The sequence below is a fragment of the Pseudomonas sp. H3_C08 genome (genome assembly GCF_054669455.1).
The window spans coordinates 1,677,728-1,692,378 of sequence record NZ_CP162803.1; the positions used below are offsets into that span (position 1 = coordinate 1,677,728).

Here is a 14,651-nt window from a genome sequence, read left to right on the forward strand (position 1 = left end):
CTTTCGGGGGGCTCGGCAGGCAACGACAGTGCTCGATTGCCTTGGTCAACTCGCTAGAATGTCGTTCAGCAGAGAATAAAAAAACCAATGATCAGCCCGAACTCAACGGATTCGAGTAGCCAATTGGCGCAGGGCTTCAAGCCTCGTCACGTCACTATGTTGTCCATTGCCGGGATTATCGGCGCCGGATTGTTCGTAGGTTCAGGACATGCCATTGCGGCGGCGGGGCCGGCGGTTCTGCTGGCTTATCTGTTCTCCGGTTTGCTCGTTGTGCTGGTCATGCGCATGCTCGGCGAGATGGCGGTGGCTAACCCCGACACTGGCTCTTTTTCGACCTATGCCGACCAGGCCATCGGACGCTGGGCCGGCTTCACTATCGGCTGGTTGTACTGGTGGTTCTGGGTGTTGGTGATTCCCATCGAAGCGCTCGCCGCCGGGCATGTGCTGAACCAATGGTTTCCGCAGGTCGATGCCTGGCTGTTCGCGTTGGGCTCGATCATTGCGCTGGTGGTGACCAACCTGTTCAGCGTGGCCAAGTACGGTGAATTCGAGTTCTGGTTTGCCATGGCCAAGGTCGTGGCAATCATCGGTTTTATCGGCGTTGGTTTTGCCGTGTTGATGGGCTGGATTCCCGACAGAGAAGTCAGCGGTTTGAGCGGGCTGATGGCCGAGCACGGTGGGTTTGCACCCAACGGCTTGTCAGCGGTGGTCGGTGCGTTCATCACCATCATGTTCAGCTTTATCGGTACCGAAGCGGTAACCATCGCCGCCGCCGAATCGAATGACCCGTCGCGAAACATTGCCAAGGCCACCCGTTCGGTGATCTGGCGTATCGGCGTGTTTTACCTGCTGTCGATCTTCGTGGTGATCTCCGTGGTGCCCTGGAATGATCCGTTGCTGGCCTCGGTCGGCTCTTATCAGCGCGCTCTGGAAATCATGAACATTCCCCACGCCAAGTTCATGGTCGACGTCGTCGTGCTGATTGCCGTGGCCAGTTGCATGAACTCCTCGATCTACATTGCTTCGCGGATGCTGTACTCGCTGGGCCGGCGTGGCGATGCACCGAAAGCGCTGAAGGCGACCTCTTCCGAAGGTGTGCCGCGCGCAGCGGTTATCGCCAGCACCGTGCTCGGTGCGTCGATCACTGTGTGGAGTTACTTCATGCCTGCCGGGCTGTTTGAATTCCTGCTGGCCAGCTCCGGAGCGATTGCCCTGTTGGTGTACCTCGCCATCGCGGTGTCGCAGTTGCGCATGCGGCGGATATTGCAACAGCGCAACGTCGAGCTGACCTTCCGCATGTGGCTGTTTCCCTGGTTGACGTGGCTGGTGATCGTGTTCATCTGCGCTGCGCTGGCGGTGATGATGATCACCCCGCAACACCGCACTGAAGTCACCACAACCATTGGCCTGGCGCTGGCGATTTCCTTCATTGGCCTGTTGACGTCGCGTCATCCCGCGCCAGCGGCGAGGGTCACGTCGGTGGGGTAGGCGGTTGCGCCGAACCTGATACTCCCTCCACGTATGTCGGAGGGAATGGCAGACGCCTGCGTCGCGACCGATTTTTATGAGGCCATGATGTCATCGATCCCCTCCGTAGCCGACGGTGCAACCCAATCCATAGGGTTTCTGCTGTTGGACAAATTTACCCTGATGTCATTGGCGTCCGCCGTCGAGCCATTGCGCATGGCCAATCAACTGACGGGGCGAACGCTGTATCGCTGGCATACCTTCAGCCCCAATGGCGCGGCGGTCTGGGCCAGCGATGGCGTGCCAATCACCCCGGATGGGTCGTGGAGCAATCCCTCCGTGGCGGACACGGTTATCGTCTGCGGTGGCGTCGGCATCCAGAGCGCAATTACCCGCGAGCACACGACATGGCTGCAAGCCCTGGCGCGACAGTCCAAGCGCTTGGGCGGGGTGTGCACCGGTAGCTGGGCGCTCGCCAAAGCCGGGTTGCTCGACGGCTACGAGTGCAGCGTGCACTGGGAATTTCTGGCGGCGATGCAGGAAGCTTTTCCGCGCGTCAATGTCAGCACCAGTCTGTTTACCCTCGACCGCAACCGCTTCACCAGCTCCGGCGGCACCGCGCCGCTGGACATGATGCTGCACCTGATTGCGCGCGATCATGGTCGTGAACTGGCCACCGCCATCTCCGAGATGTTCGTCTACGAACGCATCCGCAATGAGCAGGATCACCAACGCGTACCGCTCAAGCATGTGGTCGGCACGCATCAGCCCAAGTTGCAAGAAGTGGTGGCGTTGATGGAGGCCAATCTTGAGGAGCCGATCGACCTGGATAACCTGGCCGAATACGTCGACCTGTCACGTCGACAGCTGGAGCGGCTGTTTCAGAAATACCTGCAATGCACGCCGTCGCGCTACTACTTGCGGTTGCGGCTGATTCGCGCACGACAACTGCTCAAGCAGACGTCCCTGTCGATCGTTGAGCTGGCGTACGTGTGCGGTTTCGTCTCAACACCGCATTTCTCCAAATGCTACCGCGAGCATTTTGGCGTGCCGCCGAGTGATGAGCGCTCCGGCTCCGAGATGAGTCGCAAACCGGTAGCGCAGCCGTCAACAATTAAGCCGCTGACGACGCTTGACCAAGCGCGCAACGAATCGACGTTTGCCAGTGTTCGAATGATGGAACGTGGCGATCTGGCGTCCACGGGATGATCGGTCAGTCCTGCTTCGACAGTTGATCACTGGAGATTCCGCATCCGTATAGTTCTTGCCCCATCAGACGATTGCCAATAAACCCTCCCATTAAGGTCAATGAAGCCGGTGAGTCACCGGCACCAGGAGGGACCATGGACGCCATCGCAATTCCCGAAGGTTTCACCGCGTTTACCCGCAGCAGCCCGTTGCTTGATTTGCTGGGCCCGATCTACGCGAGGGGCAGCGGGCTGCAACTGGAACTGGGTTTGTTAACCGACTCACGCCATGCGAATGGCCGTGGCACCTTGCATGGCGGCGTATTGGCAACGTTGGCCGATGTCGGGATGGGGTACGCGATGGCATTTTCCAGTGACCCTCCACAGCCATTGATCACGGCGAGCATGACGCTGGATTATCTCGGCGCGGTGCAGATGAACGAGTGGCTGGAAGTGCGTTTGGAGTACTCGAAAAAAGGCCGGCAACTGGCGTTTGCTGCTGTCAGTTTGCATGTTGGGGAGCGCACGGTGGCGCGGGCCAGTGCGGTGTTTGCGGTGCCAATGGGTTGAAAATGTGTGTTCATCAAGCGGTGGATCATCGATGGACTGCGTCTTGGGCAATAGCGGGTGAGTGTTTGCATGTCTTGGATGAGGCGATATCCGCTCACGAACGACTGCTGTCGGCCAGTGGACGCTCTCTAAACTACCGCCCGGGCGTTGCGATATTCGAATCGACCTTTTTCCCCATGCTGATGCGCGGTTCGGTCGAGTAGCCAAGAGATTCGTAGAAGGTTTTAACGCTTTCATTGGTGTTGACGATTTGCAAATTGATTTTCATGCAGCCGCGCAAGGTCAAGGCGCGCTCAGCATGATTAACGAGTTGTGCGCCCAAACCCTTTCTGCGATGTGCAGGGTGCACAGCAACTGAATATAACCAACCACGATGACCGTCATATCCCGCGAGAACGGTGCCTATTACTTCATTTCCGGACAGCGCGACAAAGAAGAGGCCGTCCTTGACGGCCAGCTTCTTATCGATAGCAAGGCTCGGCGTGTTGTGCGCGGTTTCGTAACCGAAAACGGTTTCCCATAGCGCCATGACAGGCATTCGATGGTGTTCGTTTGAGTAATCGGCAATAACATCCATGGAGCAGCCTCTTAGTTAAAGAGCGACCCTAACTCCCTGTAAAGGTCTGTGTCCACTGGACGACTGCTGCCGATTGCAGTCTCCGCTGCCGACCAATCGCGAACGCTTAATTCAGATTTTCAGATCCTCCTGATGCTACTGCCAGGATTGCGCCATATGCGCCTTCCTCAGGGACATAGGAAACAAATCTTTCACTGTCATCTTTTTGCACCCAAAGGCGTCCACAGTTCTGGCACTCGTAGGCACTCGACATTCGGCGAATGTAGAGGCTGGATATCCGGTCTTGCAGCTTGTCAGCAGCGCTGAACCAGGGTGCAAACTCGCCAAATGCATCGGCGATCGCAGCCTTGTCTCCGGACTCCGCAGCCTCTACCAGGGGTTTGAGTTCACGGTGCACCTCATCCCAAAATTCATTTTCTACCTCGTCGCGAAGCAGGCTCGCCTTATAGGGCAAGCCGTCGGTCTGATCGGTAATCACATGGCCACATGTGCAACCCAATTTACTCATTTTCGGTTCATCAACCTGATGTTCGATCACTCATTAAATGGCGGACAACTCTTTGTTACAACTCCTAATTGATCGTCCGCTTCCGGCCGATAGCAGTCACCCACAAGCTACTGCTTCCAACCAGCCCCACACCCTCAAGCCTGATCCATCGTCGCCGATCACCAAGGGCTGGAAACAACCAATACTGGCCACTCGATTCCGCTAGGTTCATCTGGAAGTAGACGGTGATACGAGTTGCTGAGTGCCAAAAAGATCAGCTCACTCGTAGGAAAAGTCCTACATTTCCGTCGGAAAAGCCTGAATTTTTGCCGCTAAATTTCCTGTTCAAATTTCTCCTCAGTGACTTTCGAGCGCCGGCTTGTTTAAGCCTGTCCTGAAAAAAATCAATGAATGAGAGATTTATGAACAGCATCTACCGAACTATATGGAATCGCACGTGCACCTATTTTACGGTGCCGTCGGAGTCGGCGTCTGGCGTATTAAAATCGCGAAACAGCGTTGCGCGCTTAACTTCAAGAGCCCCGGCTTTTCCCTTGAGCACGTTGTCTGCCAGCTTGTTGTTGGCCTTTTCCAGCATGGGGCACGCCACTGGTGTGCTCGTCGACGGTACGATCTATAACGGTACCGGGAAAATGGTGACATCAGGTGACAACAACCCTGCATTGCGGGTTATGAATGTCGGTGATGCGACTTGGAGCAACGGTATTCTCAGCACTTCAGGCACTGGCTTGGGCGCTGTGCTGGTAGAAACCAGCTCCACGCTGAACTTGATCGGCATGACCGTGAATTCCCTCATGGCCAATACGCCTGGGTTGGTGGCGTCTGGTGGCTCTAAGGTAAACCTTCAAAACACCGAGGTCGCTACGCTGGGCAACAGCGTCGCGTTGGATATCAAAGAAGCAAGCCAGCTAAGTGGTAACAATGTGCAGATCAATAGCACAGGTTCGGGCCTGCTCGTGACGAATGCGACGGCTGATGTCAGCAATCTCGATATCGTTACCCTCGGAGCCAACGGGTATGGAATTGCAACAACGGGGACCAGCAACGTCAACGTTCGCGGAGGCTCCATTAAAACCACCAATAGCAGGGGCTATGGAATATACGCCACCGCAGGCGGGACGGTGTCGGCGGACAATATTGCGATCAGTACTTCGGGGGACAACAGTCGTGGAGCGCTGGCCTCAGGAGAGGGTGCTCACATAAGTCTGGACGGCGGCAGCATAACCACTACCGGATCAGGGTACGCCTATGGTGCTCAGGCATCCCAAGGGGCGACCGTTGATGTCAAGAACATGGACATCAACTCTAACGCCGAAGCCGTATTTGCTGATGTTGGAGGGACGGTGAATGTTGAGTCGTCAAACCTGCACTCCACGGCCACTGCCATCTCGGCCAAACAGGGAGGTGTGGTCAATGCGAACAATGTGAAGATCACCAGCGACGGATCAGGACCTATGCTCCGGGCATCTGCAGGCTCAACCCTCAACTTGACTAACAGTGAAGTGGATTTAGGGGAACACGGCTTCTGGAGCAGCAAAATCGATGGCGGGAAAGCAACGTTCGATAATGTCCGCATCCACGGTGAGCACGGCGGCATCGGTCTCTACTCTGCATCTGGGGGTACTGTCATCGGTAAGAATGTCGATATCGCTCTCAATGGTAATGGCAGCTACGGTGTCTATGTAGGCACGGACGTCGGTTCATCGTTGAGCCTCGAAGACTCACGTGTTGTGGTCAATGGCACGACCGCTGTCGGGATCACCGCTCTGACATCCGGCCAGCATAGCGTTCATCTCAAAAACAGCCTGGTCAGCTCTAATGACTATGCCATCAAGGGAGGGGTTCTCGCCGGTGTTGATGTGACCGCTGACGGTTCAACGATTGAAGGCAACATCTTGATGGGCTCCCGTAGCGTGGAGACTAGCGGCAAGAAAATCGAACGTATGACACTGGCCGCCACCAATGGGTCGCGACTGAAAGGCGACGTGTCGATCGATCATGATCACACGCTAGACAGCAGCATCAACCTTGAAAATGGTTCGACCTGGCAAGGTGCAGCGCAATGGCTGGATAAACTGGGTGTAAACAGTGGAAGCGCCTGGACAATGACTGGCGACTCTTCGTTGGGTTCTCTTTCGTTGAACGACGGCCGTGTCAATTTCGACCACGCCAACGGCTTGTTCAAAACGCTGACGGTGGGCAATTTGAGCGGCAATGGCAGCTTCTTGCTCAACACTGACCTGGCAACGCTGCAAGGCGACTTGCTCAAGGTTGAAGGACAAGTTGACGGGGAGCACACGCTGATCGTTGCCGATTCCGGCCACCAGGCCCAAGGTGGTGCACTGATGCTGGTGGATACCAACGGCGGCGCGGGCAAGTTCGATTTGTACGGCGGCAAAGTCGACGTGGGTGCCTTCCGTTATGGCCTCGAACAGCGTGGCGATGACTGGTACCTGGCTGGTACTGCACAGGATGCGGGCGGTGGCGAGGGTCCAGTGGGTGATACCGGTGGTGGTGCCGGAGACATCGTTGCGCCAATTGATCCCATTATCAGCAATCCTCAGCCGGAGAATCTGAGTAAGGGCGCGAACGCTGCCATCGCTCAACAGGCGGCGGCCACGGGCCTCATCGGTGCGCAGATGAATGCCTTGACCAAACGACTGGGCGAGTTGCGTATGGGCAAAGATGAGGGTGGTCTGTGGACACGTGGCTTCGGTAAGGAGCAGCGCATCGATACAGGTTCCAGCCGTGCCTTTGAGCAACAGGTCAACGGTTTCGAGATCGGCGCCGACAAGGCCATTCCTTTCTACAACGGCAAGCTGTACCTCGGCGGTATGGCCGGGAAAGGTGAGGCTCGTCAGAACTTCGGCGAAGGCAGCAAAGGCCAAATCGACAGCGCCATGCTCGGCACCTATGCCACCTACATCGACCAAAACGGCGTGTACGTTGACAGCGTGCTGAAATACACCCACTTGGACAACAAGGTCGACATCACCAGCAATATGGGTAAGAAGGTGGATGGCAAATACAAGAATCACGCGATCGCTGCGAGCGTAGAGGTTGGTAAGCAAATCGATCTTGGACAAGGCTGGTTCGTCGAACCACAACTGGAAGTGCAAGCGTTCCGCGTGGGCAGTGGCGATTACACCGCAAGCAATGGCTTGAAAGTCGAACAGGACGCCGTTACTTCTGTTCAGAGCCGAGTTGGCAGCCTGTTCGGTCGTAACATGAAACTGAATAACGGTATGTCCGTGCAGCCATACGCCAAAGCATCGTGGATTACCGAACATGCCGGTGACAGCAAAGTGAGCGTTAACGACGTAAGTCTGGACAGCAAATTGCCAGGCTCGCGGGCGGAAATCGGTGGCGGGGTGATCCTGCAAACCGCCGAGAAGCACAAGTTCTTCATCGACGCGGAGTACACCAAAGGCGATGGCATAGAACAGCCTTATTCGGTGAACCTCGGCTACCGCTACGCTTGGTAAAAGCCTCTCCTGAAGGCAGTTTCAGATAAACCGAACAGGACCCGGATCTTTGAATTCGGGTCTTGTTCGTTTGTATTTTTGTTGATGACAATCGGCAGGTTCATTTCGTTATTTCAAACAAGAAACGATTCCTTCCCAGAAAAGTAAGCGCACCTGAGGCAATTGGGGCAAATGACTAATATGCAATTGACGTTTTTGTTGGCCATTGGACGTTTAGACCACTTTCCGATAATGGCCGATAGCAGTCGCTCACAAGCGACTGCTCCCCACTCAGCCCCACACCCTCAAGCCTGATCCATCGCCGTCGCCACGCCCTGATCCTCACCGAGAAACCCACCACTCTGATGCTGCCAGAGCCGCGCATAAATACCGTTTCTGCTCAGCAACTCAGTGTGCGTCCCTTGCTCGATAATCCGCCCCTCATCCATGACAATCAGTCGATCCATCGCCGCAATCGTCGACAGCCGATGGGCAATGGCGATCACGGTTTTGCCCTGCATCATTTCATCGAGGCTTTCCTGGATGGCCACCTCGACTTCCGAGTCCAGCGCACTGGTGGCCTCGTCGAGCAGCAGGATCGGCGCGTTCTTCAGCATCACTCTGGCGATGGCGATGCGTTGGCGCTGGCCGCCGGAGAGTTTGATGCCGCGCTCGCCAACCAGAGTGTCGTAGCCGCTGTGGCCTTGCTTGTCGCTCAGTTGGCTGATGAAGCCGTCGGCCTGCGCATTGGCGGCGGCGCGGCGGATATCTTCGTCGGTGGCGTCCGGGCGGCCGTAGGCGATGTTGTCGCGAATCGAGCGGTGCAGCAGCGACGTGTCTTGGGTGACCATGCCGATGGCGCTGCGCAGACTGTCTTGCGTCACGTGCGCGATGTTCTGGCCGTCGATGCGGATCTCACCGCTGTCGACATCATAGAAGCGCAGCAGCAGATTGATCAGCGTCGATTTGCCCGCACCGGAGCGGCCGACCAGGCCGATTTTCTCGCCAGCGCGGATGCTCAGGCTCAAGTTGTCGAGGACCTGACGTTCGCCGTTGTAGTTGAAATTGACCTTATCGAACGTCACCGCGCCGCCCGCCGGCACCAGCACGCCGGCGTTCGGCGCGTCCTGCACTTTAGGGCCACGGGTGAGGGTGGCCATACCGTCCTGCACGGTGCCGATGTTTTCGAACAGCGACGTCATCTGCCACATGATCCAGTGCGACATGCCGTTGATGCGCAGCGCCATGGCGGTGATCGCCGCCACTGCACCGGTCCCGACCTGGCCCAGATGCCACAGCCACAGGGCATAGCCGCCGGCACCGATAATCAGCCCGACCACCAGCGCCTGATTGACGATCTCGAACTGGCTGACCAGACGCATCTGGCGGAACCCGGTGAGTTTGAAATCCTCCATCGCCGCACGGGCGAAGTGCGCTTCACGCTTGGAGTGCGAGAACAGTTTTACCGTGGTGATGTTGGTGTAGGCGTCGGCAATGCGCCCGGTCATCGACGATCGCGCATCAGCCTGCTCCTGACCGACCTGGCCCAGACGCGGCACAAAGTACACCATGGCCAACCCGAACAACGCGACCCAGATAATGAATGGCAGCATCAGTTTCAGGGCAAAGCCGCCGGCCAGGGCGATGATCGCAATGAAGTAAACGCCAATGCCCGGTGCGATTTCGATGAGGGTGAACAACACTTCACGCACGGCCAGTGCGGTCTGCATGACCTTGGTCGTGACCCGCCCGGAGAACTCATCCGAAAAGAACGAAAGGCTTTGCCGCAGCATCAGCCGATGGAAGTCCCAGCGCAGCCGCAACGGCAGATTGATCGCCAGGATCTGGTGCTGAACCATGGTGCGCAGCGCCACCAGCCCGATGCTGATAAACAGCACAATACCGATGCCCCACAGCACGCGACTTTCCTGCGCGTTGACTCCACCGCCGGCCTGCCACGTCGAGAGCAGATCGACGACCTGGCCGAGAAAAGAAAACAGCCAGGCTTCGTAGATCGACACGCCGGCACTGAGCAGCGCCAGCGCGAGGATATAACCGCGTGCACCGCGCGTGCAGGCCCACAGGAACCGCATCAGGCCGACGGGCGGAGGCGGTGCTTCGTCGGGAGGAAATGGGTCGAGCCGTTGTTCAAACACGCGCAGCATTGTGGTCTCCGAAATCATCAGGGTCAGGGGATTCTGCCATTGAATGGCGGACTTGAGGGTTTGCATGTCACAGACTTGTCCCCACCCACTGCTACTGCCCGGGATCACTGCGGCGGAGAACCCCACGGATTCCGGGGGCATGCCGATCAGCTAAGCTGTCTGCTCAGACAACTTGAGCAGCGCACGATGCAGCGAACAAATCCGGTTTCATGTTGGGAGTCGATGGACAAAGGAAATGTTTAATTTCTTTTTGACGTTTTTGTTCGTGTTGATCCCCACGGCGTCGTTGTCACTCGACAGTTACCTGCGTTACCGAGTCGCCAGAAACAAACCGGTGAGCAATGTCTGGAAGGGCTGTAATCATTTGCTTTCCATTCTGCTGCTCATGCAGTTGCTTGGCTTGGCGCTGTACTTCTTCTACATCGCCTGAGCACGGTGATTGTCGAGAGGAACCGTACGTGATCCCTAATTATCGAATTCGCTTCTACTCGCTCATTGGTGCGCTGTTATGCCTGCTCGGGGCGTGGGCCAGTGCTGATGCGATACACAGCGCCGCGACCCTTTGGCAGTTCGACGTCACCACGGGGCGAGGCGTTTCCAAAGTCCGCGAGCACTTGGTCTTCGATCAACAGCCATGGCGCTTCGGTTTTTATCTGCTGATGACCATTGCCGTTTTTATTGCCTCGACGGGTGCTGGGCTGTGGTTGTGCTGGGGTGTTTTGTGCGGGCGGCGGGCGTTCAAGCGTTGGAGTGGGAAGTTTCGTTAGGTACCGCAACGGCCTCGATGCGTGCCGAAATCCATTGCCGACTGTACGCCAGCACACCCTCGGCGATGGCCGTGGGAAAGTGGATAAAACCGTGGGGCGAGGAGGGCAGCAGGTACATCTCGACCGGCGCCGATTGCGCCCAGCGCCTGGCGATGTCGAGGGTGTCGTCGCGCAGCGGATCGAGTTCGCCGGCAAACAGCAGCGCGGGCGGGAAACCGGCGAAGTCGCCGTACAGCGGTGACAACGGTGGCTGGCGGCGCTGCTCGTCAGTCATCTCAGGCGTCAGCAAGCGTAACGCCTCGACCATGCCGGGGCCGTCCAGCACCAGCGTGTCGGCGGGCGCGCTGCGCACACTTGGCGTGCCGGTCAGGTCGTAGACGCCGTAGTACAGCAATGCGCCGCAGATTCTTTGCAGCAGATCGGGACATTGTTTCAGCGCCAACAGGGTCGCCGCCGCCAGATGGCCGCCCGCCGATTCACCGATCACCACGACGGGCAGGCCGGCAAACTCCTCCTCGTGCAATAACCAGCGAGTGGCGTTGAGGCAATCTTCCAGCAGTCCTTCGATGGGCGTGGACACGGCCAGTCGATAATCCACCGAGACCACGGTCACCTGGCAGCTGTCGACGATGGCCGCGTTGAAGTTGTCGTCCATCTGCGCATTGCCGATCACCCAGCCGCCACCGTGAAAATCCAGCACCACGCCTTTCGCCGGGCCCTTGGGGCGGATGATCCGCACGGGCACTTTATCGATCAGTCGGCGCTCAGCTGTCAGGCCAAATTTGCGCAACACGCCGGAGCCGCCGATCTGACTGACGCGCAACAGCGCCTGAATCAAACGCGGCGTCAGGCGGTTGCGGATCTTGAACCGCGGCAGCCAGGCCAGCTTCCTGTTGAAGGCGCGCACCTGCGCCAACTCGCGCTCGCCTTGCGGCCACGGTGTTTCGGTACCCCAATTGGCACTGGTCATCAGCGGTTCTTGATCAGGATGGAAAAATTCAACGCCGCCGCCACGCACAGCCACGCCAGATAAGGAAACAGGATCAAGCCAGTGATCAGGTCCAGTTGTATCGCCAGCACCACCATCGCCGCGACCACCAGCCACAACACGGTGAGAATCACCATTGCCGCCAGCACCTGATGCGCGCCGAAGAACACCGGCGTCCACAGCGTGTTCAGCGCAATCTGCGCCGCCCACAACGCCAGCACGGTCTGGCTACCGGGGATCAAGCTCAAGCGGTAACCGGCCCAGGCCAGCAGCAGGTAGATAATCGTCCAGGCCACCGGGAACGCCCAATTGGGCGGGGTGAAACCGGGTTTGTTCAGCCCTTCGTACCACGGCCCTGGTTTGAACATCACGCCGGTGGCTGCCGCCGCTGCGCAGGCCAGAAGAAAAATGAAAAAGGTCATCGCCAGTCCTTGGCTGAAATCAGCCGGTTGGGGGTTTAAGAAAGGGACGCCTCGGCAAGGAAAAAGTTTGCCATGAATTCCAGATTGGTCAGAGAGGCGATTCAATTTGAACTAAAAACTGACCGTCACGTCAGGATGATCAGTGCCTTTTCCTACTGACGTGGATGACATCATGTACACCTATCACATCAAATATCTATTCAACGGCGAGCCTCGGACTTTTCTGCTTGAACTCAAGGAGCAGCAGTTGGCCGAGCATGAGGCTGCGATGCATCTACTGGAACTGCATCTGGGCGATGCGGAAAACGGCTTGATCATGCCTACAGCGGATTCAACGCCCGAGCAGATTCTTGAACATGCCGAGCGAGTAGGAATTACGGACATTGAGGTTGTCAGCCAGACCAACTGAAGCAGGCTGACGGCAAACCCATCGCGCCACCGAAGATGGGTTTGCCCGCGTGTTTATGCGCGCTTAAACCGGCATCGCTGCTTCCTGCGCATCGTGCTCCACTTGCGCGCACTCTCGATAGAACCGTAAAAACTCCTCCGCCGGCATCGCCTTGGCAAAAAGCCAACCCTGCCCAAACTGCACACCCTGACGGCGCAAGTAGTCGCGCTGCGCTTCGGTCTCGATACCTTCAGCAACGATCTGCAAACGTAAACTCTTGGCCATTTCGATGATGTGGCCGGTCACGGTGCCGGTCGCGGCATCCTGATCGATATTGTCGACAAACGACTTGTCGATCTTCAGCACGTCCAGCGGCAGTTGCTGCAAATGCTGCAGGCTGGAAAACCCGGTGCCGAAATCATCGATAGCCGCCAGATAACCCAGCTCACGGGCGCGATTGACGGTGGCGCGGGCAGCATCAATCTCAACGAAGCCGCGCTCGGTGGCCTCCAGCCAGATCTGCTTTTGTTGCACGTCGGCGCGGCGTAACGCAGCGTCGAGTATCGGCAGAAAGCGGCCGCTGCTGACGTCTTTCGCCGCCAGGTTGATTGCCACGTGCAAGCTGCGTTCCTTGACCAGCAGCGGACCGAGGTCGTCCATCACGTGGTCAATCACTTGATCGGTGATCGGCAGAATCAAACCGCTGTGCTCGGCCAGTGGGATAAACGCATCGGGGCAGACCCGCGTACCGTCCGGGTGCTGCCAACGCACCAGTGCCTCAGCGCCAACGCAGGCACCGTCGCTGAGGCGGATGATCGGTTGATAGTGAACAACGAACTCGCGATTGCGCACCGCCAGTTGCAGTTCCGCCAGCGGCGACAGACGTTGCCGGGTGCGGCGCACGATCAGCAACACCAGCACGCCGGCGAGCAAACCACCGATGGGCAACAGCAGTAACTCCCGGCGGATCAAGCCTTGCATCAGCTCATGGCGCGACAGCGCGGCGATGGCGACCCAGTCGCCGCTGTGCACGAGGGTGTAGAGGTAGCCGTCGGCAAGGCCCGAGTGCGGGCCGGAATGTACGCGAGCAAGAAAGTGTTCCGCGCCCGGGCGCGAGGCGCTGACCAGTTGCCCGGCAGCGGTGCCGACGGCCAGATGCAGATCCTCATCGAGCGTTACATGCAGGAACTGCTGGGGATCGACCAGCACGTTGAACGCCGCATACTGCAGCGCCATCATCGGTTTCGCCGCAACGATGCGCGACTGCACGCCGAGTGAAACGCGCACGCCGTCGGAGGTGATGAAGTCTTCCTGCCACGGCGCCGCATGCTGGCCGACCGTACCCCACGAACCGCAGGCGTAAATCTCTTCTTCGACGTAACCGATCGACTTCACTGACAGGGTGTTGATGGTCAGCAGCCGCATCTCGTCGATGCTCTCGGGCGTGCAGGGGGCGAGGTTCGAACCGGCGACGCTCTTCAGCGCACCGGCCGCTTCGCTGAAGGTGCCATTGGCGCGGCTGGAGGCCACCGCCGCGAGGGTTTCCAGGCGTTGCTGAGCCGCCGCCAGATTCAACATCCAGGCGACGTAACCCATCAAAAGTACCGGAAGCAAGACACACGGAAGGCCCAGGAGAATGCTCCCCCAGACAATGCGTTTTTTGTTCATTTAGCGCCACCTTGGCCACAAGGCCTGTGACGTGCGCACAGCACGGCTGTTTTCAGCCCATTCAGAATACCGCCGCCGGGATCGGCGGATATTGTTGTAGATCAACTATTCCAATGCCGGCCTTCAATCCCTGTGGCTTGCTCCCACAGGTTTGTGGCAAACCACAGATCTTTAGTAGCCCAAAGAACCCTGTAGGAGTGAGCCTGCTCGCGATCGCGGTCTATCTGCCACATCATTGCTAAATGACCCACCGCTATCGCGAGCAGGCTCACTCCTACAAAATTTGTGTCAAATCCAGGATATCCAGCAATCCCGAGCTCCTACAGTTTTTGTGTGAAAACCGAGGTATCCAGCATCCCGAAGAACCCTGTGGGAGCGAGCTTGCTCGCGAAGGGGCCCTGTCAGCCAATATCACCTTAGCTGACCCTCCGCATTCGCGAGCAAGCTCGCTCCCACAGTGTCGCCGCTCAAACTCCACCA

The 14,651-nt window shown here is 57.8% G+C and carries 12 protein-coding genes; 6 read left to right on the top strand and 6 right to left on the bottom strand.

The annotated features are described in order from the left end of the window. Positions 1-87 precede the first annotated feature (87 nt). The 3 genes from gabP to AB4N74_RS07750 all read left to right on the top strand — a co-directional run bounded on the left by gabP (position 88) and on the right by AB4N74_RS07750 (position 3,224). On the top strand, positions 88-1,488 hold the full coding sequence (gabP, locus tag AB4N74_RS07740; RefSeq protein WP_186624209.1) for a GABA permease: 1,401 nt from the start codon (positions 88-90) through the stop codon (positions 1,486-1,488). An 87-nt stretch (positions 1,489-1,575) separates the two neighbouring features. Continuing rightward, entirely contained in the window at positions 1,576-2,676 is a 1,101-nt protein-coding gene (gbdR, locus tag AB4N74_RS07745) for a choline metabolism transcriptional regulator GbdR (protein WP_257358429.1), read from the top strand. A gap of 134 nt (positions 2,677-2,810) precedes the next feature. Continuing rightward, positions 2,811-3,224, top strand: coding sequence for a PaaI family thioesterase (locus AB4N74_RS07750; RefSeq protein WP_095049916.1), 414 nt, complete (start codon positions 2,811-2,813; stop codon positions 3,222-3,224). A 133-nt stretch (positions 3,225-3,357) separates the two neighbouring features. Here the strand turns inward: AB4N74_RS07750 and AB4N74_RS07755 are convergent, their stop codons facing one another. After that, complete coding sequence (locus AB4N74_RS07755; RefSeq protein ID WP_186624211.1) at positions 3,358-3,801, bottom strand: GNAT family acetyltransferase; 444 nt, start codon at positions 3,799-3,801, stop codon at positions 3,358-3,360. A 106-nt stretch (positions 3,802-3,907) separates the two neighbouring features. After that, positions 3,908-4,309, bottom strand: coding sequence for a hypothetical protein (locus tag AB4N74_RS07760; RefSeq protein ID WP_175559597.1), 402 nt, complete (start codon positions 4,307-4,309; stop codon positions 3,908-3,910). Between the two features lie 401 nt (positions 4,310-4,710). Between AB4N74_RS07760 and AB4N74_RS07765 the strand changes: the two genes are divergently transcribed. Next, the gene (locus tag AB4N74_RS07765; RefSeq protein ID WP_460099176.1) at positions 4,711-7,794 is read left to right on the top strand and encodes an autotransporter outer membrane beta-barrel domain-containing protein; all 3,084 of its coding nucleotides are present in this window, start codon (positions 4,711-4,713) and stop codon (positions 7,792-7,794) included. A 284-nt stretch (positions 7,795-8,078) separates the two neighbouring features. Here AB4N74_RS07765 and AB4N74_RS07770 read toward each other — a convergent pair whose 3' ends face one another. Then, on the bottom strand, positions 8,079-9,938 hold the full coding sequence (locus tag AB4N74_RS07770; protein WP_116255724.1) for an ABC transporter ATP-binding protein: 1,860 nt from the start codon (positions 9,936-9,938) through the stop codon (positions 8,079-8,081). A gap of 235 nt (positions 9,939-10,173) precedes the next feature. Here AB4N74_RS07770 and AB4N74_RS07775 point away from each other — a divergent pair, with 235 nt between their 5' ends. Continuing rightward, positions 10,174-10,368 (top strand): hypothetical protein, encoded by a 195-nt coding sequence (locus tag AB4N74_RS07775; RefSeq protein WP_093433302.1) that lies wholly within the window; start codon positions 10,174-10,176, stop codon positions 10,366-10,368. Positions 10,369-10,676: 308 nt separating this feature from the next. Here AB4N74_RS07775 and AB4N74_RS07780 read toward each other — a convergent pair whose 3' ends face one another. Together AB4N74_RS07780 and tspO are read right to left on the bottom strand one after the other, a co-directional pair. Further along, positions 10,677-11,675 (bottom strand): alpha/beta hydrolase, encoded by a 999-nt coding sequence (locus AB4N74_RS07780; RefSeq protein ID WP_460099181.1) that lies wholly within the window; start codon positions 11,673-11,675, stop codon positions 10,677-10,679. Next, the gene (gene tspO / locus AB4N74_RS07785; protein ID WP_095049923.1) at positions 11,675-12,115 is read right to left on the bottom strand and encodes a tryptophan-rich sensory protein TspO; all 441 of its coding nucleotides are present in this window, start codon (positions 12,113-12,115) and stop codon (positions 11,675-11,677) included. The genes AB4N74_RS07780 and tspO overlap by 1 nt, the downstream gene beginning before the upstream one ends. A 142-nt stretch (positions 12,116-12,257) precedes the next feature. On the opposite strand from tspO, the gene AB4N74_RS07790 reads away from it, so the two are divergent. Beyond that, positions 12,258-12,524: a hypothetical protein gene (locus tag AB4N74_RS07790; RefSeq protein WP_194934197.1), complete on the top strand. Its 267-nt coding sequence runs from the start codon at positions 12,258-12,260 to the stop codon at positions 12,522-12,524. Between the two features lie 63 nt (positions 12,525-12,587). On the opposite strand, the gene AB4N74_RS07795 is transcribed toward AB4N74_RS07790, so the two are convergent. Beyond that, positions 12,588-14,099: an EAL domain-containing protein gene (locus tag AB4N74_RS07795; protein WP_460099185.1), complete on the bottom strand. Its 1,512-nt coding sequence runs from the start codon at positions 14,097-14,099 to the stop codon at positions 12,588-12,590. Positions 14,100-14,651: the final 552 nt, after the last annotated feature.